18 protein-coding genes are annotated in these 22,606 nt (G+C 38.4%); 13 read left to right on the top strand and 5 right to left on the bottom strand.

The genetic code is table 11. The annotated features are described in order from the left end of the window. Positions 1-107 precede the first annotated feature (107 nt). The 3 genes from BW964_RS06690 (at position 108) to BW964_RS06680 (ending at position 2,604) form a co-directional block, all read left to right on the top strand. Positions 108-1,088, top strand: a complete 981-nt coding sequence (locus BW964_RS06690) for an EamA family transporter (protein WP_076505879.1) — start codon at positions 108-110, stop codon at positions 1,086-1,088. A gap of 81 nt (positions 1,089-1,169) precedes the next feature. Continuing rightward, entirely contained in the window at positions 1,170-2,159 is a 990-nt protein-coding gene (locus BW964_RS06685; RefSeq protein ID WP_076505877.1) for an alpha/beta fold hydrolase, read from the top strand. 130 nt (positions 2,160-2,289) lie between these two features. Then, on the top strand, positions 2,290-2,604 hold the full coding sequence (locus BW964_RS06680) for a hypothetical protein (protein WP_076505875.1): 315 nt from the start codon (positions 2,290-2,292) through the stop codon (positions 2,602-2,604). A gap of 32 nt (positions 2,605-2,636) precedes the next feature. Here the strand turns inward: BW964_RS06680 and rplS are convergent, their stop codons facing one another. Next, positions 2,637-2,993, bottom strand: coding sequence for a 50S ribosomal protein L19 (gene rplS, locus BW964_RS06675; RefSeq protein WP_076505873.1), 357 nt, complete (start codon positions 2,991-2,993; stop codon positions 2,637-2,639). Positions 2,994-3,282: 289 nt separating this feature from the next. On the opposite strand from rplS, the gene BW964_RS06670 reads away from it, so the two are divergent. After that, positions 3,283-6,021 carry a fibronectin type III domain-containing protein gene (locus BW964_RS06670; protein ID WP_076505871.1) on the top strand — a complete coding sequence of 913 codons (2,739 nt, stop codon included), beginning with the start codon at positions 3,283-3,285 and terminating at the stop codon, positions 6,019-6,021. 109 nt (positions 6,022-6,130) lie between these two features. Here BW964_RS06670 and BW964_RS06665 read toward each other — a convergent pair whose 3' ends face one another. Together BW964_RS06665 and BW964_RS06660 are read right to left on the bottom strand one after the other, a co-directional pair. Continuing rightward, positions 6,131-6,817 (bottom strand): DUF3667 domain-containing protein, encoded by a 687-nt coding sequence (locus BW964_RS06665; protein WP_076505869.1) that lies wholly within the window; start codon positions 6,815-6,817, stop codon positions 6,131-6,133. A gap of 341 nt (positions 6,818-7,158) precedes the next feature. Then, on the bottom strand, positions 7,159-8,682 hold the full coding sequence (locus tag BW964_RS06660) for a toxin-antitoxin system YwqK family antitoxin (protein WP_076505867.1): 1,524 nt from the start codon (positions 8,680-8,682) through the stop codon (positions 7,159-7,161). Between the two features lie 274 nt (positions 8,683-8,956). Here BW964_RS06660 and BW964_RS06655 point away from each other — a divergent pair, with 274 nt between their 5' ends. Further along, positions 8,957-9,658: a CoA transferase subunit A gene (locus tag BW964_RS06655; RefSeq protein WP_076505865.1), complete on the top strand. Its 702-nt coding sequence runs from the start codon at positions 8,957-8,959 to the stop codon at positions 9,656-9,658. 78 nt (positions 9,659-9,736) lie between these two features. Here BW964_RS06655 and BW964_RS06650 read toward each other — a convergent pair whose 3' ends face one another. Next, positions 9,737-11,542, bottom strand: coding sequence for an ABC transporter ATP-binding protein (locus BW964_RS06650; protein WP_076505863.1), 1,806 nt, complete (start codon positions 11,540-11,542; stop codon positions 9,737-9,739). A 354-nt stretch (positions 11,543-11,896) separates the two neighbouring features. Between BW964_RS06650 and BW964_RS06645 the strand changes: the two genes are divergently transcribed. Next, positions 11,897-12,550: a CoA transferase subunit B gene (locus tag BW964_RS06645; protein ID WP_076505861.1), complete on the top strand. Its 654-nt coding sequence runs from the start codon at positions 11,897-11,899 to the stop codon at positions 12,548-12,550. 258 nt (positions 12,551-12,808) lie between these two features. Here BW964_RS06645 and BW964_RS06640 read toward each other — a convergent pair whose 3' ends face one another. Next, entirely contained in the window at positions 12,809-13,624 is an 816-nt protein-coding gene (locus BW964_RS06640) for a DUF4197 domain-containing protein (protein WP_076505860.1), read from the bottom strand. Positions 13,625-13,727: 103 nt separating this feature from the next. Here BW964_RS06640 and BW964_RS06635 point away from each other — a divergent pair, with 103 nt between their 5' ends. The 7 genes from BW964_RS06635 to BW964_RS06605 all read left to right on the top strand — a co-directional run bounded on the left by BW964_RS06635 (position 13,728) and on the right by BW964_RS06605 (position 22,564). Then, the gene (locus BW964_RS06635) at positions 13,728-15,980 is read left to right on the top strand and encodes a glycoside hydrolase family 20 protein (RefSeq protein WP_076505858.1); all 2,253 of its coding nucleotides are present in this window, start codon (positions 13,728-13,730) and stop codon (positions 15,978-15,980) included. A 22-nt stretch (positions 15,981-16,002) separates the two neighbouring features. Continuing rightward, positions 16,003-16,626 carry a Crp/Fnr family transcriptional regulator gene (locus BW964_RS06630; RefSeq protein WP_076505856.1) on the top strand — a complete coding sequence of 208 codons (624 nt, stop codon included), beginning with the start codon at positions 16,003-16,005 and terminating at the stop codon, positions 16,624-16,626. Positions 16,627-17,059: 433 nt separating this feature from the next. Beyond that, the gene (locus tag BW964_RS06625; RefSeq protein ID WP_076505854.1) at positions 17,060-17,623 is read left to right on the top strand and encodes a YeeE/YedE family protein; all 564 of its coding nucleotides are present in this window, start codon (positions 17,060-17,062) and stop codon (positions 17,621-17,623) included. Between the two features lie 25 nt (positions 17,624-17,648). Further along, a complete protein-coding gene (locus tag BW964_RS06620) occupies positions 17,649-18,137 on the top strand; it encodes a DUF6691 family protein (protein ID WP_076505852.1) in 489 nt (162 codons plus the stop codon). Positions 18,138-18,237: 100 nt separating this feature from the next. Beyond that, a complete protein-coding gene (locus tag BW964_RS06615) occupies positions 18,238-19,230 on the top strand; it encodes an isoaspartyl peptidase/L-asparaginase family protein (protein ID WP_076505850.1) in 993 nt (330 codons plus the stop codon). Positions 19,231-19,263: 33 nt separating this feature from the next. Continuing rightward, entirely contained in the window at positions 19,264-19,926 is a 663-nt protein-coding gene (locus tag BW964_RS06610) for a copper homeostasis protein CutC (RefSeq protein WP_076505848.1), read from the top strand. 193 nt (positions 19,927-20,119) lie between these two features. Continuing rightward, the gene (locus BW964_RS06605; protein WP_228431990.1) at positions 20,120-22,564 is read left to right on the top strand and encodes a beta-mannosidase; all 2,445 of its coding nucleotides are present in this window, start codon (positions 20,120-20,122) and stop codon (positions 22,562-22,564) included. Positions 22,565-22,606 lie beyond the last annotated feature (42 nt).

Genomic DNA, 22,606 nt, shown 5'->3' with positions numbered 1-22,606 from the left:
GAGAATCGCCGCAAGCTTGCTTGCGGCGATTTTATTTATCTATACATAAGGGCGTTTACGGGTATTTCAATTATTATATTGTAAATTTGCAGGCTGTAAAAAAAATTATGAAGAAGAAAAATATACTCAAGGGAGTGTTATTCGTAGGGATTGGAGCTAGTATCTATGGGATGCTGGCTACATTTGTAAAAATGGCTTATCATGATGGTTATACCACTTCTGAAGTCACTACTTCTCAGTTTTTGCTGGGAATCATAGGACTTTTGATTCTCAATTTCATTCAGACCATCACATCCAAACAAAAACTTTCATCACCGAGTTCCAAAGAAGTAAAGATGTTGATGATCGCCGGAACATCTTTAGGTTGTACCAGTCTGTTCTATTATATTGCAGTTCAGTATATCAATGTTTCGATAGCAATTGTTCTTTTGATGCAGTCTGTATGGTTTAGCGTTGTCGTAGAAAGTTTTATCGCAAAGAAATTGCCCAATGCCAGAAAAGTGGTTTCCGTCATCATTGTGCTGGCGGGTACTATACTGGCCACCAATCTGATCAATATGGATATAGAATTAGACTGGCACGGGATCTTTTGGGGTTTGATGGCTGCTGCTTCGTATACCATGACGATGTTTACCTCCAATACGCTGGCTACTCATCTGCCGGTATTCAGGAAAAGTATTGTTATGCTTTGCGGGGGATCAGTGGTCGTCTTTGCATTTTTATTCTTTGCTCAGATCGGGCCTATATATTCTGACGGTTTAAAATCACTATACCTTAACTTCACCGAAAATACAGAACACATTCATTCCTTTAATTACTCTATATTCTGGACCTACGGATTTATATTGGCTTTGTTTGGAACTATTGTTCCTCCGATCTTATTCAATATCGGTTTCCCGAATGCAGGGTTAGGTTTGGGAAGTATTGTTTCATCATTGGAACTTCCGGTTTCAGTAACGATGGCTTTCGTGTTACTAGGGGAAAAAGTACTGCTTATACAATGGGGAGGGATTATTCTCATCCTTTTTGCTATTGTTCTGATGAATCTGCCTTCAAAAAAAGAGTTGAAAATAGCAGAAGCTGTTTAAAAAATAATCCATAAAATAATAGTAAAAACCGTTCCCTTTGGATCGGTTTTTTTAATTTTAATCTTTAAAATAAAGTTCTACATGAAATATTTCAGAAAAGCAGTGATCATACTGTCGATGGCGCCAACCTTATTATTTGCTCAAATAAAATCACTGGATGCAACACTGTCCGAGTATCAGTACCCGTTCGAAGTTCACTATATCGATCTTAAGTCTCAAAATAATGCCCTGAAAATGGCTTACATGGATGTGCATCCTCAGCAGGCAAATGGAAAAACCATCATGCTTCTCCATGGGAAAAATTTTAATGGAGCCTATTGGGAAAAAACAGCAAAAGACCTTTCACAGAAGGGGTTCAGAGTGATCATTCCAGACCAGATCGGATTTGGGAAATCGTCAAAACCTCAGAGTTATCAGTTTTCTTTTTCACAGCTGGCTGAAAATACAAAAGCTATCCTGGATCAATTGCAAATTGATAAAGTAATAGTACTGGGACATTCTATGGGAGGAATGGTAGCTACGAGATTTACGCTTCTTTATCCTGAGAAAGTTCAGAAACTGATTCTTGAAAATCCTATTGGACTGGAAGATTATAAGACCTTTGCTGCTTATCAGACTATAGATCAGGCCTACCAGTCGGAGCTCAAAAATACAGCTGAAACTTACAAAAACTATCAGATGAAATTCTATTATGATAACAAATGGAAAGATGAATATCAGCCCTGGCTTGATCTTATTGCCGGATGGACATTGCATAAAGAGTATCCGCAGGTAGCCTGGGATGCTGCTCTGACTTCAGATATGATCTATAACCAGCCTGTATGCTATGAATTTAAAAATATAAAAACACCCACACTGCTTATTATAGGAACAAGAGACAGGACAGCAATAGGAAAAGACAGGGCACCAAAAGAGGTACAGTTTAAAATGGGACAGTATCAGGAATTAGGAAAAAAGACACAGCGGGAAATCGCCGGATCAAAATTAGTAGAGCTCGAAAATGTCGGCCATCTTCCACATATAGAGGTTTATCCGAAGTTTTTTAGTGCTTTGTATGAGTTTATTAAGTAAGGTTGAGGTAAAAAAGAATAAGGCTAAGATTAAGGTAGTTAAGAGACGATCTAAAGGTTTTTTAAGCTCTTAAAATCCATAAAATCATAAAAACAGCTAAGAAAAGTCAGCCACAACGTGGCGATATAGGATGCAGTCCTATCAAATTCTGCCCAATCATTATCTCATAATCCAGGAAATCATTAAAACAGCCGGAAAACACCAGCCACAACGTGGCGATTTAGCCGAAGATAGGATGCAGTCCTATCAAACTCTGCCTGATCATTATTTCAAAATCCCAGAAATCATAAAAAGTGCTGAGAAAAACCAGCCACAACGTGGCGATTTAGCCGAAGATAGGATGCAGTCCTATCAAGTTCTGCCCATCATTATCTCAACTCACTCTAAAAGCAAGCTTTCGCAGCCCCGCAATGATATCAAAATAAAAAGAGACTACCTGAATTAGATAGTCTCTTTTTGTATGTATTGTTGTCTGAATTACTTTTTCTTGTAAGCAGCATCCTTGATTCTAGCTTTTTTACCTCTAAGGTCTCTGAAGTAATAAATTCTAGATCTTCTAACTCTACCTTTTCTGTCAACTTCAATTTTTTGAAGTGCAGGCATGTTGATAGGGAATACTCTTTCTACACCTACATCACCACTCATTTTTCTGATAGTAAATGTTTTGGTAGCTCCAGTACCTCTCAATTGAATAACGGTACCTTTGAAGAACTGAGTTCTTGTCTTTTGTCCTTCTTTAATTTCGTAATACACAGTGATTGTGTCTCCTGCTTTGAATTCAGGGAAATCTTTTTTAGTAATGTACTGGTCTTGTACGTACTTTAATAAATCCATTTTTAATATAATAAAATGTTAAAGCTAAGCAACTTACACGTTCTTCGTCAGAGGTTGAATAACAGGTCGCAAAGATACAAAATAGTTTTTGATTTTACCAAATAATTACTGTACTAAAAACTATAATTTTTTTACCCCGAATCAGGCTTAAAATTAACGGTTCCTTTAAATTCCCGGCAGGCACAGTTTATATACGAAGTCTACTTTTGCCCGAAATTAAAAAATCAGGCTATTTATTTTAATGGCCTGATTGGCCAATCGAAATAAATCTATACAAAAGTAAACTATTATGAAACATTATTTCTTCTTTTTCTGTTTTGCCGTCCAGATGGCATTCGGGCAGGCTCTGTTTCCCTACCTGCAGAATCCCACACCAAACTCGATGATTGTCAATTGGAAAACTGCGCCCGACAATGAAACAACAGTAATTTACGGAACATCTCCCACCAATCTGAATGTCACCGTTACCGGAACAACCAACATTTTTTCCGATACAGGCTACAACAATAATTATTATTATCATACTGCAAAGGTTGCAGGCCTGCAGCCCAACACCAAATATTATTATAAGATAAAGACCGGAACCACAGAGTCTGCGGTTTATAATTTCAGAACCCTTCCTCTTCCCGGACAGCCTGCTACTGCCGATGGGAAGATCCGTTTCCTGATCATGGGAGACAACCAGATCAAAGCGGAACCAAGATATGATACATTAACTCTGAATGCGTTTAAAAAACTAAAACAGAAATTTGGAGCCAACACAGATCCTTCGGATAATATTGCCCTTACTTTTATGGTGGGAGACCAGGTAGACGTAGGAACATTGGATCATTATGAGAATGTCCATTTTAAAAAGAATATCAAATTGTCCCCTTATCTTCCTATTCAGACAACGGTAGGAAACCACGAAACGTACGGAACGCTTGGAATGAATTCTTACTATGCCCATTTTTATATAGACGAAATTAAGTATAAAAACATCTCATCAGGAAATGAAAACTATTATGCACAGCAGGCCGGAAACGTTTTGTTTGTAAGTTTAAGTTCTGAACATACGGGTACTGCACAACAAACCTGGCTTTCTCAGATCCTTAACGAAGCAAACGGCGATCCTACAGTAGACTGGATCATCTCTTTGAGTCACAGACCTTATCAGGCAGAGCAGTATGTAGGAGATATTTCTACATGGGTGAGAAACAATGCAGTGCCGTTGCTGACGACTTCCAATAAATATTTAATGCACGTGGGAGCTCACCACCATTTATACCACAGAGGTCAGTTGAAAGAAACCCCGAATTATCAGATTATTTCCGGAGGTACTGCCTGGGACCAGTATTGGGGAATGTCTAACGAACAGGATTTTGATGATGTACAGAAAACTCTTACAGACTGGACCTATCAGATTGTGGAAGTAGATGTACAGACCGGAAAAGTAGATATAGAATGCTACTCAATTGGTGGTGTCTATAATAAGAAACAAAACGAATTGGTAGATACTTTCCACAGGTATAAAAATCAGCCAAAACCTTCCAAACCTACTATTGCCAATACTTTTTCAACAACAGTAACATTGCCTTTGACGCTAGACGGAAGTGCTTTTGCATCATCCAACGGAGAACTTCTGAACACCACACAGTTCCAGATCAGTAAAGCTGCGAATTTTTCTGTCATTGAAAAAGAATTTTACCGTGATTTTGAAAACTGGTTCGGAAAAGACGGAAACGGAACACCGGATAAAACAAAAAACTTAAATGCAGGCGTTGACATTACAAAGGCGACTATTGCCGCAAACTCTATTTCAAACGGAAATTATTATGTAAGAGTACGTTATAGAGATAGAAACCTTGAGTGGAGCGAGTGGAGCGATGTGAAACAATTTCAGGTGACCGGGAGTGTGGTTTCCAATCCTACATTCACATTAGATAAAACCGAATATACACAAGCTGAACCTATTACCGCCACTTACACCGGAGGTCCCGGAAATCAGCAGGATTGGGTGGGGATCTATAAAAAAGGACAAACCCCAGCTACAACAACTTCTCAAGGTTTCCTTTACACCAACGGGCAGACCGCAGGAACTGCAGTGTTCACGAATGGCCTTGCGAATAAAGGTCAATACTTTGCAGGTTTCTTTGCCAATGGTGGTTATACCGAAATTACAGGCAGAAAAAATTTCTATGTAGGCCCGAAAGTAGTAGTACAGGCTACAGCAGATACGTATCCGGTAGGAGGAACGGTTGTCATCAATTACAGCAACGGCCCAAATCTGGTGAAAGACTGGATCGGAATTTATAAAATGGGACAGACACCGGGAACCAATACGGCTACCAAATGGAGCTATGTAACAACTCCTTCAGGAACATTGAATTTTACGGGTCTTCCAAAAGGATATTATTATGCCCAGTATCTGCTTGAAGACGGATATACAGGAATAGGAGACAAAGTATTCTTTAAAGTGGGGGATATTGTAACGGAACTATGGATCAACAAACCGGTCTATACGTTGGGTGAAAATATTACCGCTTCATGGACGGATTCTCCCGGAATTATCAAAGACTGGTTGGGTATTTATCCTCAGAATATTCAGACTCCTGATGATAACTTTGTTTCTTATACTTATTTCGATGGCGTTACGCAGGGAACAAAAACCATTCAGGGAACAGCACTTCCTACCACTCCTGGAAACTACTATATGGTGATGTTTACCAATGACTCTTACACTGAAGTTTCAAACAGAAAACAATTCCAGGTAACTTCAGGATCACTGGGAACGGATGAAGTGAAAAGTACAGAAAAAAATGTAGTTTTATATCCGAATCCTACAAAACCAGGAGAACCTACATTCATCAAGAGTGATTACCCTATTGAGAAAATAGAACTGGTTTCAGCATCAGGACAGCTGTTGTATGAATCCAAAAACATCAACAACCAGCGTTTTTCTCTGGTGAATGAAAATCTTCCGAAAGGTGTATACTTCGTGAAAGTGCACACAAGAAAATTATTTACTTTAAAACTGGTGATCCAGTAATATTCTCACAACATATTGAAAGAAAGCAGGAAAATTATTTCCTGCTTTTTCTATTTAATATGAACAGGAACAGTAAAATACAAATAACAATGATCATCTCTTTTACTTTTTAATGGGAAATTAAGTTCATTAAAGCTCCTAAAATCATGATCGAAACACCGAAAGTAATCATTCCCAATACATAGGAAACAAGGGCTTTAAAATAACTGGCTACTTTACCCTTATCAAAAAACTGACCTACAGCCCAGGAAAAATAGACAAACACGATCGCTGCAGCAACTGGCATCAGATGATATTTTGTGAATCCTTCAACAATGGCAAAAAAAGAGAACATCAGCATTTCCATTCCAAGAATAAAGCATAGAAGGATCAGTATTTCAAAAAAATTGTAATCGTATTTTCTGAAAAATATTTTTAGCCAAAAAGCGATAAACGCACCCATAATAATATTGGAATATCCATAATGACTTTGAACCCAATTATTAATGGCATTGAGCTTCGAATCTCCTGCACCATCAATTTTTATATAGCTGTCTTCGATATGAAAAAAGTGATTGATAAGTGTATAGATTAGCGATGTGACAATAATAAATATCACGGGTTTCACAAGCCGGCTTCTGTTTTCACGGATAAAATTTCTGATGTTTTCGCCGGGCCTTATGAATAACTCTCGTATGGTATACAAAATACCTCTGTCAAAATGTAAAACGTGTTCTATTTCATGGAGGATATAATGTCCGTCGATTCTTTTAGGTTTTATATTTTGCTTACAGTTTGAGCAAAGTTCTTCATTCATAGTCGCTTAAGTTTTAAATGCAAAAAAAGATAAATAGTTTTACATACCCTTTACACTTTAGTTTAGTTTTTGAAAATTTTTATGTACTTAAACACTTCGCTTCATCCAATCGCGTGGTTAAAAAAAGTTCCCGCAGATTCCGCGGATTTCGCATATTTTTTCATGCAGTCAGACATTTCGCTTCATCAAATCAACGAAGTTGATTCCTCTTTACAACCCTTAAATTTTCAGTACAATTAATCATCCTTTGCGTCAAAAAAACAGATACAAAGGTTTAAATTTTCCACAAAAAAAATCGGCCATTACAAACAGCCGATTTTATATTAAACTTAATAATATTTTTAAAACTCATACAGAAGATCATCCTCCTGTAAAGCCGTACTCAAAGCACCATAAGGGTCCTGTGGTTCAGCATCTGCAAGAATTTTTGAGTCCTGAACGAGTTTTCCTTCCATCGTATACACTTTTAGCAGAATCCATTTTCCGCTGAGTTCCATTTCCTTTATTCCGGATTCAGTTTTGTATCTGATTTTTCCGCTTTGAAGAATTCCGCCCTTTACAACGGCTTTGTTTGCCGGTTTGCCTTTCACATACTGTACAATTTGAGCAGTGAAACCTTCTCCTTCTTCAAAAGGCTGAGCATAGGTATAGGCAATTCCTCCTTTTTCATCATACACGGTAGAATCATATCCGGTCTGTTTGGCATTCAGTTTTTTCTCCGACTTTAATTTTTCATCTTCTCTGAAAGATTTTGAAACAACTAAAACACCATCTTTATACTGCTGTTCGTTAAGTTCTTCAAACAAAGTCCCATTGTAAGGCATATCATCTTTATAAGTTAAAGTCCCTTTCAGTCTTCCGTCCGGATGATAATATCTGATTTCCTGTAGGGCGTCATCTTTTAATACTTTTTCCGAAGATAGTTTTCCATTGTCATCAAAATATTTATTCAGTACAACCGATCCATTTTTGTACACATCCATTGCAGTGTAGCCGGAAAGATCATAATTAAACTGATAATCTTCGCCATCCTGAGGTTTGTAATAATTGGATTCCTTATCATAAACGTAGGTGAGATTTCCTATTTTCTTACCCGTTTCATCATAGGTTATCTTATAGCCGTCTTTTTTATTTTTCTTGTCTTCCTGGAGAATTTTTCCGGTTTTTGAATAGATGACGCTTTCTTTTATCGTTCCGTCACTTTTCTGTTTTTCAATTTTGGATACCCTCATCGGATTATAATAATACTCGACTAGCAGATTGTCATCAGAACTGTTTGCATTGCTGGTACCAATATGTTTTCCCTTATCACCGTAATATTTAGTTTCATACTTTCCCTTACTGTCCGTCGTGATCTCATATCGTATTCCTTTGATATCCTCATCATAGGCTATCGTTTTGAAAGTGTCGGAATTTTCGTAAATCGTAACGCTGTTGTAGAAAGAAGAAAGTTCCGGGTCCTTATAGGTGTACATTTTTCCCTTAAAAGTTCCATCTGCTTTATAAATGAGATCCTCCACAGGTCTTCCTTTTTCATCAAAAGTCTGAGCCGGTCCTACCTGCTTTCCACCCGAAAATGTTCCTGTACTTAAAATTTTACCCTCAGGATTGTACCAGATTACTTTGCCTTCGTAGATCTCACTGCCAGGTGTCGCATTGGATACCAGCCCTTCCATCTGAAGTTTTCCGTTTTTATAAAAATCTTTAATCAAAGTAAGCTTACCTTTATTCTCTGTTTCACGGTAAAATTCCATTTTATCCGGGGTGGTTTGTTCCCAGTTTTCGTCAAAATAGACTTTTTCCTGGGCACCGACACCAATGCTGAGAATCAGGGCAAGAACTGCTGATGTAAATAATTTTTTCATGTTTTATTAAAATTTAAATGATTCAGTAATTAAAAATATAAAGTAGGATTGAAAATAGTGAAACGAGCTTGGAATCCAGTCGGATTTTTCACGGTCAAATATAAATCAATTTGCTGAGAAATAAGAAGGATTTAAAGCTGATTAGCTCCGTAAAAACCCGGAATTTTTCCCTTATTTATTTTGTTCATTGTTTTCATGAAAACATCATTCATTCCTGGCTTAGGATATTGGATAAAATTTATTAAATTTAACGGACAGAAAAATCTAATATTTCATGATAGATAAAAGAGTAAAAAATGCAAAGGAAGCCATCGAAGGTATTCAGGATGGAATGACTTTAATGCTGGGCGGATTTGGTCTGTGCGGTATCCCGGAAAACTCAATTAATGCTTTGGTAGACAGTGATGTAAAAGACGTGACATGTATTTCAAACAATGCAGGAGTTGATGATTTTGGATTGGGACTGTTGCTTCAGAAAAGACAGATCAAAAAAATGATCTCTTCCTATGTAGGCGAAAACGCAGAATTCGAAAGACAAATGCTGTCCGGAGAACTTGAAGTAGAGCTTACCCCACAGGGAACTTTAGCGGAAAAATGCAGAGCGGCACAGGCTGGAATTCCTGCGTTCTATACTCCTGCAGGCTACGGAACTGAAATTGCCGAAGGAAAAGAAGTAAAAGATTTTGACGGAAAGCCTCATATTCTGGAACATGCCTACAAAGCTGATTTTTCCATTGTAAAAGCCTGGAAAGGAGATCACGTAGGAAATCTGATCTTTAAAGGTTCGGCAAGAAATTTCAATCATCCGATGGCTGGTGCAGCCGCAATCACCATTGCTGAAGTAGAAGAACTGGTAGAGCCGGGAGAATTGGATCCTAATGAGATTCATATTCCGGGTATTATGGTTCAAAGAATTTTCCAGGGTGAAAATTTTGAGAAAAGAATTGAGCAGAGAACGGTGAGAACAAAAGAATAAAATTCTTTGTTGGGTATCGTTTTCAAGGACTAGACAATATATCTGAAAAAAGCGCTGAAATAGAGTTCAGCGCTTTTTTTATGCTTCCGGTGAAATGAGCATTTTTCTTTCCCCGATCTGTTGTCGCCACATGGCATAGTACAGGCCTTTTTCGGCAATCAGATTATCGTGTGATCCCATTTCTATCACTTGTCCGCGTTCAAGTACATAAATCCGGTCTGCGTGCATGATCGTACTTAAACGATGCGCGATCAGAACCGTGATCTGTTCCTTTTCTTTAGAAATATTCTTAATCGTAGAGGTAATTTCTTCCTCCGTAATACTGTCCAAAGCAGAAGTAGCTTCATCAAAAATCAATAAATGAGGTTTTCTTAAAAGAGCTCTGGCGATGGCGATTCTTTGTTTTTCCCCACCACTTAGTTTCAGTCCGCCTTCACCAATAACAGTTTCAATCCCTTTTTCGGCTCTTTCCAGCAGCGCAGTACAGCTTGATTTCTGTAAGGCAATTTCCAGATCGGATTCTGTAGCATTAGGATTCACAAAAAGAAGATTTTCCTTTATGGTTCCTGCAAAAAGTTGGGTGTCCTGAGTAACAAAACCAATTTGATTTCTCAGTTCATCAAAATCAAACTCTTTTCCATTCACCATATTATAAAAAATATTGCCTTCCTGAGGTCTGTACAAACCAACCAGCAATTTTACCAAAGTACTCTTTCCTGATCCGCTTGGCCCTACAAAAGCAATGGTTTCTCCGTTTTTAACGTCAAAAGAAATATTATTCAAAGCTTTATATTGAGCAGACTGATGTTTAAAAGAAACATGTTTAAACTCTAATTCCTCGATCGCGCCAATTTGTTTCGGATGAAGTGGTTTTTCCTCCACTTCTTTTTTCATTAGCCGATCAAAATTTTGAAGAGAAGCTTCAGCCTCGCGATAAGAAATAATAATGTTCCCGATTTCCTGCATAGGTCCGAAAATAAAGAAACCATAAAACATCAGAGACAGATACTGTCCCGGAGTAACAATATTTTTAAAAATCAGGAGTAACAACGTCATGGTAATAATCTGTTGAAGAAAATTAACCATCGTACCCTGAATAAAGCTTAATGAACGGATACTTTTGACTTTTCTCAGCTCAAGACCCAGAATTTTGTACGTATTATTGTTTAAACGGATCACTTCCTGATTCGTTAGCCCCAAACTTTTGACAATTTCTATATTTCTTAAACTTTCTGTAGTACTTCCCGCTAAAGCCGTCGTTTCTGAAACAATGTTTTTCTGAATGCTTTTTATTCTTTTACTCAATAAATTGGTAATGAATGCGATGAGAAAAATTCCGCAGATATACACCGGCATGATCGACCAATGCAGGCGAATAGCATAGATAGAAACGAAAATAATACTGACCAGGATTCCGAAGAAAATATTAATGAAACTGGTAATGAATTTTACAGTATCTTCTCTTACCTTCGTTAAAATCGATAACGTTTCACCACTTCTCTGGTCCTCAAATTCCTGATAAGGCAGCGCCATTGAATGTTTTAACCCATCTGTGAAAATTTTTGCCCCAAACTTTTGGGTGATCACACTTACCGCATAATCCTGGAAAGCTTTGGCAATTCTGCTCACCATTGCTGTTCCGATAAGTAATCCCAGAAAGTAAAAAACACCGTGATAAATTCCGTTTCCGTATAAATATTGATTCAGATTTCTGGGTAAGAGTTTTTCCTTATCAAAAAAATTAGGATGTGTAACCAGCTTATCCAGGATATTCCCTGTAATAGCAGGAGCAAATAAAGAAAAAACCTGATTAATGGTTGCCAGTAACAAAGACAGGGCAATGAGCCATTGGTAAGGTTTAAGGTATCTTAAAAGTATTTTCATTCTAATAAATAATGATGCAAAATTAGAGATATTATTTTGACTTACAGTATTAACCTGAGTTCGGATTAAGAAAATTAATATGATGCTGATAAAAGCTGTACGTTATAGGGTACGGGTACGGGTATGGGTTGGAGGGTAGTAAAGTAGGAGTGTTTTGGAAAGTTATGAGTTATACATGATGAGTTGTGTAAAGCGGATCTTGGCGTTGGAAAGTCTTCACAATTCTCTTGCGAAGCACAATTCACTAGAGACCTTTCTGGCTTCAGTATTTATCTTTACCTTTATCTCAACCTTAATAACAAAGGCCTTTTGTATTCAAGTGAAAAGAATTAAATTGCAGTTTAAGTTTTTATTATGCTTACAAAAGAACAAATTGCTAAAAGGATTTCAAAAGAACTGAAAGACCGTTATTATGTAAACCTGGGAATCGGAATCCCAACTTTGGTCGCGAACTACGTTCCAGAGGGCATTTCCGTAGAATTCCAGAGTGAAAACGGAGTTCTCGGGATGGGACCTTTCCCTTTCGAAGGGGAGGAAGATGCCGACATCATCAATGCCGGAAAACAGACCATTACCATTCTGCCTGGAGGGTCATTTTTCGACTCAGCCTTCAGTTTCGGGATGATCCGTGGCCAGAAAGTAGATCTTACCATCCTTGGAGCGATGGAAGTTTCAGAGAACGGAGATATTGCCAACTGGAAAATTCCCGGAAAAATGGTCAAAGGAATGGGGGGAGCGATGGACCTTGTAGCTTCTGCTGAAAATATTATCGTAGCAATGATGCACGTAAACAAAGCCGGAGAAAGCAAAATACTGAAAAAATGCAGCCTTCCGCTTACAGGGGTTAACTGCGTGAAAAGAGTAGTGACTGAACTGGCAGTATTAGATGTAACTCCTGAAGGATTCAAACTCATAGAAAGAGCACCGGGGGTTTCAGTAGAACATATTGTAAAATCAACTGAAGCCGATCTTATCATCGAAGGTGAAATTCCTGAAATGCAATTTTAATGTAATTGAACACGATTCGTAAACTTCATACATAAACCCTCAATCTATAATCAGAAATATACTGCTAAAAATTGACTGTTAACGTTTAAAGATCGTATCGGAGATATCATGCTGAGAATAGTCGAAGCATATAAAAATAATTTTTGTTTCAGAGCAAAAGAAAAATGCTGTTTCAATTTCTGAAACAGCATTTTTTTATATTTTAAGGTCTAATCAATTGTAAACCTCCAATGAGATCTAACATCTCATATCTGACCTCTATTTTGCATCCTGTGCTCCAAAAACCTTCTGTAAAATAGAAGTTGTTCTCATAGCCGGAGTATTTCTGATTCCGCTTTCTTTGTCCGCTACCATTTTGAAAACACCATTGATGGTTTCTGTCGTCACATACTCATTAAGATCCGTTGTTACAGACTGTCCTGTAAACGTATTGTACTTGGAGATTAAGTTTTTCCAGACGGTATCAGCGCCTACTTTTCCTAACGAAGCTTTCACTTTAGGCTGGAAAGCGGTAAACAACTGGCTTTGCGTTTTGGTCTGTAAATAATTCGTAGCCGCATTGTCGTTGCTTAATAAAATATTTTTAGCATCGGTGATGGTCATGGAGGTGATCGCTTTCGTGAAAATAGGAGCAGCCTCTGTTACCGCATCCTCAGCAGCTCTGTTCAATAACTTTACCCCTTCATCCGCAAGACTTCCCATTCCCAGAGAACGCAAAGTGGTATCAATCTTTCTTAATTTTTCAGGCATTAAAATTTTAACCGCTTCATTTTTTAAGAATCCATCCGTTAATGCCAGCTTTTTTACTCCATCCGTTACTCCCAGGCTCAGAGCTTCCTTTAATCCTGATGAAATCTGAGTTGAGGTAAGACTCCCGAGATTGATAGGAGAAGTTTTGGCTGGAGTGGTAACCGTGGTTGAAGTTGTACTGGTTGTAGAACTTTTGGTTTGCACCGGTTTATCAAGATCAACCCCTGTTTTAGTTTTAACAGTAGATTTGATGATATCTAACAGCTGTGCCTGCGTAGAAATTGAAAATAATAATCCTGCGGCCAGTAAAATGCTTTTTCTCATTGTATTTTTTTACAAATTTAGATGTTTTATTATTTAATAAGTTAAAATGGATACAAGAGTTTTGGAAAATAATTATATTAGCTAAAACCTTAATCATACTTAGATGCGACGTTTTCTTTATCTATTTTCTATTCTTTTTTCCAGTATTTTTTGCGCTCAGACAAAACTAAATCTAATCCCTTATCCCCAAAGTGTTGAGTTCTCAAGAGGAGAATTTGTTGTAAGTAAGACAACAGCTGTAAAGGGGGATGAAAAATCTTTTGAGTACCAGTTTTTTTTGAAATCTTTAAATAAAACGAATCATCTTGATTTATCAAAAAATGAAAGAACACACGGAACAAATGTAATTTTTATATCGGTAGACAAAGACAAAAAGAAAGATTATGATTATGAGATTAATGTAACAGAAGACTTTATATCTGTAACTGGAAAGGATGATGCAGGGCTTTTTCACGGTATTCAAACACTGCTCCAGCTTATTCAGAATGCTGAAAACGGGAAAATTCCTGCTGTAAAGATCAAAGATTATCCAAAATTTGCCTGGCGTGGAATGCATCTTGATGTTTGCCGACATTTCTTCAATGTAGACGAAGTGAAGCAGTATATCGATTATCTGTCGATGTACAAGCTGAATACTTTTCACTGGCACCTTACAGACGATCAGGGCTGGAGAATTGAAATCAAAAAATATCCAAAACTTACAGAGATCGGTTCAAAACGTAAAGAATCTATGGTGGGTGCCTATGTTGACAATACTTTTGACGGAAAACCTTACGGACCTTATTTTTACACCCAGGAGCAGATCAGGGATGTCGTTACCTATGCTCAGCAAAGACATATCACGGTCGTTCCGGAAATTGAAATGCCGGGACATGCCTTAGCCGCTTTATCAGCGTATCCGGAATTGGCCTGTACAAAAGGCCCATTTGAATCCGCTACAAAATGGGGTGTTTTTGACGATGTTTTTTGTCCGAAAGAACAAACATTCACCTTCCTCGAAAATGTTCTCGATGAGGTTATGAAACTTTTCCCTTCCCAGTACATCCACATCGGCGGCGATGAATGTCCGAAAACAAGATGGAAAGAATGCCCCCACTGTCAGGAACTGATTAAGAAAAATAATCTGAAAGACGAACATGGCTTGCAAAGCTATTTCATTCACAGAATTGAAAAATATGTAAACAGTAAAGGCAAAAAGATCATCGGCTGGGACGAAATCCTTGAGGGAGGTCTCGCTCCAAACGCCGCTGTCATGAGCTGGACGGGCGTAAATGGAGGCATAGAAGCCGCAAAATCCGGACATTTCGCAGTGATGACGCCCGGTGCGTATTGCTATTTTGATCATTATCAGGGAGATCCGCAGTCGGAACCTAATGCTTTCGGAGGCTTTACCCCTTTGGATAAAGTCTATTCATATAATCCCGTTCCCTCAGAACTGAATCCTGAACAGGCAAAATATATCCTGGGTGTCCAGGCCAATTTGTGGACGGAATACATCACAGATTTTAAGCAGGTACAGTATATGATATTCCCAAGACTGATGGCGCTTTCCGAAGTAGGATGGGGAACAGCAGATCCTGAAAATTACAAAGAATTTGAAAGCAGGGTCATTGGCCAGTTCAAAGTTTTGGATAGAATGAAGGTCAATTATGCAAAAAGCATTTACAATATCTCCGGAAAAGTAGTTCCTGCCAATGAAGGTGTTGCTTATGAGCTCACCGTATCACAGGATCCGGCAGGAATAAGATATACCACCGACGGAACAGAGCCTTCACTGAATTCACAGATCTATCAGAAACCTGTCGCTGTTACAAAATCGATGTCGGTGAAATCCGCCTATTTTGAGGATGGAAAACTGAAAAGCGCAGTTTCTTCACAGGAATTTACGGTTTCCAAAACTACAGGGAAAACAATCACATTAGAACAGCAACCGAGTGAAAACTATTCTTTTGGTGGTGCTTTTACCTTAGTAGACGGAATTATTGGCAATACAAGACAGCTGGGTAAAACATGGCTGGGCTTTCAGGGTAAAGATGTAGTCGCAACTATTGATCTTGGCCAAAAAACATCCTTTTCGGAAGTTTATTTTAATACCCTGGAAAATAAAGGAAGCTGGATTCATCTGGCAAAATCTGCAAAGATTTTTGGGTCCGATGATGGTAAGAATTTTAAAATGATTCAGGAGATCGGAAGACAGGAAATTCAGAATTCAAAAGGAAAAATAAAACTGAACGTAGGAAACCAGACCTCACAATACATTAAGCTGATCATTGAAAATGCAGGCATTATTCCTGCCGGAAATCCCGGAGCCGACTCAAAAGCCTGGCTTTTTGTAGATGAAATTGGTGTAAATTAGACTTTAATAGAGACCAGACATTATGCAGAACGATATCCTCTCCTCAGAATTTGCCAATTCACCCGAACTTGTTGAAAAGCTCTACCAATATGGCACAGCCAAAATCTACCGTGAAGGAGATCATATTCTGAATGAAAACACTTCAATACGCTCGATCCCGATCATTATGAAAGGAATGATCAAAGTCATCAGAACCGATGAGGCCGGACGGGAGATCTTGCTGTATTACATTAAAGCCGGAGAAAGCTGTATCATGTCATTTTTAGGCGGAATGCACAATGAAAAAAGCATCGTAAAAGCAGAAGTGGAAGAAGATACGGAAATCCTTTTCCTTCCTGTAGACAAAGCTTCATTATTGATCACACAATATCCGGAATGGCTGGATTACATCTTTAAACTCTATCATAAACGTTTCGAAGAATTACTTGACATCATTAATGCCATTGCTTTTAAAAAAGTAGACGAAAGACTTTTGGATCTTCTGAATAAAAAGTCTGAACTTACCGATTCTTCAATTATTGTCATCACCCACGAACAGCTAGCCAACGAACTCGGTACTGTAAGAGTCGTAGTATCCAGACTGCTCAAACAATTGGAGAAATCCGGAAAACTAAAACTTAGCAGAAACAGGATTGCCTTTCTATAACTAAATTAATAACTTTTCGTCCTCCGAAATATCATCCACGAACAAGTAATTAGAAATTATAGGATTTGTAATATCAAGTCTCCTTAAACAATGGGAGAAATCCGGAAAACTAAAATTCAGCAGAAACAAAATTGCTCTTCTACAAGACACCACCACAATTCTAATTCCGACTGCAATCATTCCCCTCCCATGGAGGGGTGGCAAAAATTCAAAGAATTTTTGACGGGGTGGTTCAAAAGAAAATAATCTTTAAAACTCAAACACAATCATCAGAAAATCTCTGATTTTCAAAAACCTTAACAGCCCTTCTTCCCAAGATTATTTTTCGTTTAAATTTTTTTTTTAACACCAAAACGACCTTATGTAACAAAAGTAGCTGTCAGTCTCCCCAGTTATTCCCATTTTTACGCAGTAATAAATTAAGACAAAATAAATGCTCGATAGTATAAAAGAACCATGGCCATGGTATATAGCCGGACCATTAATAGGACTTACCGTTCCTGCTTTGTTGATTCTGGGGAATAAATCCTTCGGAATCAGTTCTTCATTAAGACATATCTGTGCGGCATGTATTCCTGCAGGGATCAGCTTTTTCAAATATGACTGGAAAAAAGAAGCCTGGAATCTGTTTTTTGTACTGGGAATTTTCTTAGGCGGAATGATGGCCTCCCGTTTTCTGATCAATACTGCTGAAATTACCGTTAATCCTCAACTTAAAACCGAATTGGCAGGCTATGGAATCACAGATTATACCAATCTGGTTCCTGTACAGTTGATGAATTTTGAAAGTCTGCTGACCTTACGAGGATTTATCATGATGATCGTGGGAGGATTTTTAGTAGGCTTTGGAACAAGATACGCAGGCGGATGTACGAGTGGCCATGCTATTATGGGACTTTCCAATCTGCAATGGCCGTCATTGGTGGCAACAATATGTTTTATGATGGGCGGTTTTATAATGGCAAATCTTATTTTGCCTATCATTCTTTCCCTCTAGTTCAACTTTTAAGCAGAAATTAATTATGACAGACCTTAAAGAAAACGATATTCGGCATCAGGATACAGCCTGTACCAATGAAAGCAACCTGAATCATCCATGGTACCACCATCTGAAATACCTGGTGACCGGAATTATATTCGGAATTATTTTCGTGAAAGCTGAGGTCATCAGCTGGTTCAGAATCCAGGAAATGTTTAGACTGCAGTCTTTCCATATGTACGGAATCATTGGGAGTGCCATTTTCGTTGGAATGATTTCAGTAGGGATCATTAAAAAATTCAGGATTAAAACAATAGATGGGGAATCGATCCGTATACCCTCTAAAAAATTTAGCAAAGGCCAGATTTACGGTGGACTGATCTTTGGTTTCGGTTGGGCAATGACAGGAGCATGTCCCGGACCACTTTTCGCACAGATCGGAACTGGTGCATTGGCGGTGACTATAACCCTTCTCAGTGCCATTGCAGGAACGTGGGTATATGGTTATGTAAGAGATAAGCTCCCTCATTGATGATTAGAAAATAAGAAAAAGACCACAGACTACTTACCGTGGTCTTTTTTCTTTTCTGCTAGCGGGAAATTTGCTAATTTGGGACACAAATACATCTTACATGCAAAGTAGACGAAACTTCATCAAAAAAACGGCCGCTGCTTCTCTGGCACTTGCCGTAAATCCACTGGATCTCATCGCGAAAGATCTGCCTGATAATCATAGTAGAGTAGGTAAGCCCATCGTTCTTTCCACCTGGAATTTCGGACTGAAAGCCAACGAAGAAGCCTGGACTATTCTGGGGAAAGGCGGAAAAGCTCTTGATGCAGTAGAAAAAGGAGTTCGTCTTGTAGAGCTGGACCCTGCTGAAAGAAGTGTAGGGTACGGCGGGCGTCCTGACAGAGACGGAAGGGTTACCCTGGATGCCTGTATTATGGATGACAACTATAATATTGGTTCAGTAGCGTGCTTAGAGCATATTAAAAATCCTATTTCCGTAGCAAGATCTGTGATGGAAAAAACGCCGCATGTGATGCTGGTGGGAGATGGAGCGCTTCAGTTTGCTTTATCACAGGGATTCAAAAAAGAAAATCTTCTTACCCCGGAATCAGAGAAAGAATGGAAAGAATGGTTAAAAACCAGTGAATATAAACCCGTTGCTAATATTGAAAATCATGACACCATTGGGATGATCGCTCTGGACGCCCAGGGAAACCTTTCCGGAGCCTGTACCACCAGTGGAATGGCTTTTAAGATGCATGGGAGAGTAGGAGATTCTCCGATCATTGGTGCCGGTTTATTTGTTGACAATGAAGTAGGAGCGGCCACAGCAACCGGACATGGCGAAGAAGTCATCCGTACAGTAGGAACCCATCTTGTGGTTGAATTGATGAGACAGGGCAGAAATCCTCAACAGGCCTGCAAAGAAGCCGTAGAAAGAATTGTCAATATTGCTAAAAGAAGAAATAAGAACCTGAAAGATATCCAGGTTGGTTTTATTGCTTTGAATAAAAAAGGGGAATACGGTTCTTATTGTATTCAGGACGGATTTAATTTTGCCGTTCATGATCAGAAGGGAAACCGTCTTGAAAAACCGGAATTTGCCTTGAAATAAAAATATTTTTCTTACCCATTCAATAAACAATAAATGTCAAAAATAGAAATAGCGTGTTTCAATCCTGAATCTGCAATCATAGCTTTTAAAAACGGAGCAGACCGAATAGAATTATGTGACGGATTAAGCGAAGGCGGAACAACTCCGGATTTTGAAACAGTAAAAGAGCTCAGAGCAGAAATTAACATCCCAATTTTTGTAATGATCAGACCCAGAGGAGGTGATTTTACTTATTCAGACCCAGAGTTTGAACAAATGAAAACGGATTTGACTTATTTGAAATCTTTAGGAGTTGACGGTTTTGTTTTTGGTATTCTGGACGTAAATGATGAGGTAAACTTTGTGCAGAATAAAACATTAGTAGAATTGGCAAATCCTCTTCCATGTACCTTTCATCGTGCTTTTGACCGAGCTCAGGATCTTGAAAATTCCCTCGAAAAGGTAATCGGATGCGGTTTTAAAACCATTCTTACTTCAGGTCAGAAACCCAACGTTTCAGAAGGTAAAGAAAATCTGAAAAAACTCGTTGAACTTGCCGGGAGAAGGATCGAAATTCTGATGGGAGGCGGACTTCGTTCAACCAATATTGCAGAGATCCGCGAATTCACCAAAGCGGGCTATTTTCATTCTTCAGCGATTACAGATGGCGGCGCTTTTGCAAGCGCGGATGAAGTGGTTGCCTTGAAAAATAGTTAAATTTTCCATGTGATATAATAGCGTTTGTCATTCTGAACGAAACAAAGTGGAGTGAAAGAATCTCAATACATCATAGAGATTCCTTCGTTCCTCGGAATGACAAAGTAAGTATTTTAAGCTAAGCTTATAAAATTTCTAAACTAATTTCTTAATGAATAAATCGATCCTGCTAGCTTTTCTCTTTGTCCAAACCATGATAATTGCACAAATGACAGAGCGAAGTTTGTCTTCAGAGAAATGGCAGTTCAAAAATACAAAAGAACAGAAATGGTTGCCTGCGAAAATTCCGGGGACCGTTCATCTTGATCTGATGGACAATAAAATCATTCCCGATCCTTTTAAAGATGAAAACGAAAAAAAAGTACAGTGGATAGAAAATGAAGACTGGGAATATCAAACCACCTTTAAAGTTTCAGCAAATGAACTTAAAAATGATCGTATTGATTTGATTTTTAATGGCCTCGATACCTTTTCGGAGATCTATCTGAACGGAAAACTATTGAAAAAAACAGACAATATGTTCAGAAAATGGAATATTCCTGTAAAAGAATTCCTGAAACAAGGGGACAATGACTTGCAGATCAAATTCAAATCGGCAGTGAAAGAAGGAAAGGAATTGGCAAAAAAAGTTCCGTTTGCTATGCCGGAATCACCCCGCAGCTTTGTAAGAAAGGCCCAATATCAGTTTGGTTGGGATTGGGGTCCGAGGCTGGTAACCGCAGGAATCTGGAAAGATATACAGTTGGAATACTGGAATTTTGCGAAAATTGAAAACGTCAAATACCATCAGAACTTTTCCCCGGAAGTGCTGGATTTCAATTTTGAAGTAGAGATTAATGCAAGGGAGGCGGGAAATTATAGTTTGAAAATTAATCAATTGAACAAGACCATTTCTCTCAAAAAAGGCATCAATACAATTCGTGTTCCTTATGATGTGAGCGGTTTAAAACTCTGGCAACCCAATGGATGGGGAGAAGCCAATCTTCATGATTTTAATATTGAACTTTTAAAAAACAGTAAAACTTTAAACCAAAAGAATATAAAAGTAGGTCTTAGAACGGTAGAACTCGTTCAGGAAAAGGATGCCGCTGGAAAATCCTTCTACTTTAAAGTTAATGGCCAGCCGTTATACGCCAAAGGAACCAACTGGATTCCTGCTGATAGTTTTTCACCCAGAATAACCAAAGAAAAATACCGGAAGCTGATCAAAGATGCCAAAGATGCCCATATGAATATGATCCGTATCTGGGGCGGCGGAATCTATGAAGATGATGAATTCTATAAAGCATGCGACGAAAACGGCATTTTAGTCTGGCAGGATTTCATGTTTGCAGGAAGCTTTTATCCGGCTGATGAAGCATTCTTAAACAACATAAAAGAAGAAGTAAAAGATCAGGTTAACCGACTGCAGAATCATCCCTCGATTGCTTTGTGGTGTGGAAATAATGAAATTGATGAAGCGATTGTCAATTGGGGATATCAGAAGCAGTTCAAATACTCAAAAGATGACTCCCTTCAAGTTTGGAAAGACTATAAAAAAATATTCCATGAAGTGATTCCTAATGCATTGAAGGAGAATCTTACACCTGATAAAAATAGATACTGGCCAAGTTCGCCATCGATCGGATGGGGGCATAAAGAAAGCCTTACAGAAGGAGATTCCCATTATTGGGGTGTTTGGTGGGGAGAACAGCCATTTGAGATCTATAACGAAAAGGTGGGCCGCTTCATGTCTGAATATGGTTTTCAGGGAATGCCAGGTCTGGAAGCTGTGAAATCAATGTTTTCTGGAACTCCGGATCTGAATCTTCAAAACCCAACGATCAAAGCCCATGAAAAGCATAGCCGAGGCTGGGAGATCATCAATGAATATATCAAAAGAGATTATCCGCTTCCCATAGATTTTGTAAAATACAATTACATTTCCCAATTGCTTCAGGCAAGAGGAATGAGAATCGCTGTAGAAGCCCATCGCCGTGCAAAACCTTACAATATGGGAACTTTATACTGGCAGCTGAACGACTGCTGGCCGGTTGTTTCCTGGTCTTCCATTGATTATTCAGGAAACTGGAAGGCGCTTCAATATCAGATGAAGAGAAGTTTTGAACAGCAGGTTATTCTGACGGAAGAAAAAGAAGGAATGTTAAACTTTTATGCGATTAATGATGCACTGAATGAAGTCAATGGGGTCAGTTTGGAAATCAAAGTTTTGAATTTTGAGGGAAAAGTTTTAAAAGAAACCAGAGGCATTTCAAAAGAGAAAACATTAGTAAGTATTCTGAAATTCGATCCGGTTGAAATTAAGAATTTACTGAATGAATCCGATAAAAATAGAATATTTTTACAACTTACCCTGAAAGATAAAGGTGGAAAAGTCATTGCGGCCAATCAGCATTTTTTTTCCAGGCCTAAAGATTTACAACTGTCCAAACCTGATCTTAAGATAAAAAGAGTGGGAGCGGATGAGATTGAAATTTCTACAGATGTTTTGGCAAAAGAGGTCTGTCTGATGGGAGATACACATTATAGTGACAATTTCTTCGACCTCCTTCCCAATACGTCAAAAAAAATCAAACTGTCAAAACCTGTACAAAACATCGAAGTCATGACTCTTTGGGATATGATGCAGGATCAATAATGTGACTAAAAAGAAAAGCCTTCCACTACTGCGGAAGGCTTT

Origin of the sequence: Chryseobacterium shigense (assembly GCF_900156575.1) — a bacterium.
Taxonomy (GTDB): domain Bacteria; phylum Bacteroidota; class Bacteroidia; order Flavobacteriales; family Weeksellaceae; genus Chryseobacterium; species Chryseobacterium shigense.
The sequence above is the reverse complement of the archived record's forward strand: the minus strand, read 5'-3'. Positions and strand labels throughout refer to the sequence as shown.

Excerpts from the sequence above, each read along its gene's own strand:
- BW964_RS06630 (WP_076505856.1), top strand. The coding sequence starts at position 16,003 with ATGCAGAACGATATCCTCTCCTCAGAATTTGCCAATTCACCCGAACTT.
- BW964_RS06605 (WP_228431990.1), top strand. The coding sequence starts at position 20,120 with ATGATAATTGCACAAATGACAGAGCGAAGTTTGTCTTCAGAGAAATGG.
- BW964_RS06645 (WP_076505861.1), top strand. The coding sequence starts at position 11,897 with ATGCTTACAAAAGAACAAATTGCTAAAAGGATTTCAAAAGAACTGAAA.
- BW964_RS06670 (WP_076505871.1), top strand. The coding sequence starts at position 3,283 with ATGAAACATTATTTCTTCTTTTTCTGTTTTGCCGTCCAGATGGCATTC.
- BW964_RS06620 (WP_076505852.1), top strand. The coding sequence starts at position 17,649 with ATGACAGACCTTAAAGAAAACGATATTCGGCATCAGGATACAGCCTGT.
- BW964_RS06655 (WP_076505865.1), top strand. The coding sequence starts at position 8,957 with ATGATAGATAAAAGAGTAAAAAATGCAAAGGAAGCCATCGAAGGTATT.
- BW964_RS06635 (WP_076505858.1), top strand. The coding sequence starts at position 13,728 with ATGCGACGTTTTCTTTATCTATTTTCTATTCTTTTTTCCAGTATTTTT.
- BW964_RS06680 (WP_076505875.1), top strand. The coding sequence starts at position 2,290 with ATGCAGTCCTATCAAATTCTGCCCAATCATTATCTCATAATCCAGGAA.
- BW964_RS06640 (WP_076505860.1), bottom strand. The coding sequence starts at position 13,624 with ATGAGAAAAAGCATTTTACTGGCCGCAGGATTATTATTTTCAATTTCT.
- BW964_RS06690 (WP_076505879.1), top strand. The coding sequence starts at position 108 with ATGAAGAAGAAAAATATACTCAAGGGAGTGTTATTCGTAGGGATTGGA.
- BW964_RS06650 (WP_076505863.1), bottom strand. The coding sequence starts at position 11,542 with ATGAAAATACTTTTAAGATACCTTAAACCTTACCAATGGCTCATTGCC.
- BW964_RS06685 (WP_076505877.1), top strand. The coding sequence starts at position 1,170 with ATGAAATATTTCAGAAAAGCAGTGATCATACTGTCGATGGCGCCAACC.
- BW964_RS06660 (WP_076505867.1), bottom strand. The coding sequence starts at position 8,682 with ATGAAAAAATTATTTACATCAGCAGTTCTTGCCCTGATTCTCAGCATT.
- BW964_RS06610 (WP_076505848.1), top strand. The coding sequence starts at position 19,264 with ATGTCAAAAATAGAAATAGCGTGTTTCAATCCTGAATCTGCAATCATA.
- BW964_RS06615 (WP_076505850.1), top strand. The coding sequence starts at position 18,238 with ATGCAAAGTAGACGAAACTTCATCAAAAAAACGGCCGCTGCTTCTCTG.
- BW964_RS06625 (WP_076505854.1), top strand. The coding sequence starts at position 17,060 with ATGCTCGATAGTATAAAAGAACCATGGCCATGGTATATAGCCGGACCA.
- BW964_RS06665 (WP_076505869.1), bottom strand. The coding sequence starts at position 6,817 with ATGAATGAAGAACTTTGCTCAAACTGTAAGCAAAATATAAAACCTAAA.
- rplS (WP_076505873.1), bottom strand. The coding sequence starts at position 2,993 with ATGGATTTATTAAAGTACGTACAAGACCAGTACATTACTAAAAAAGAT.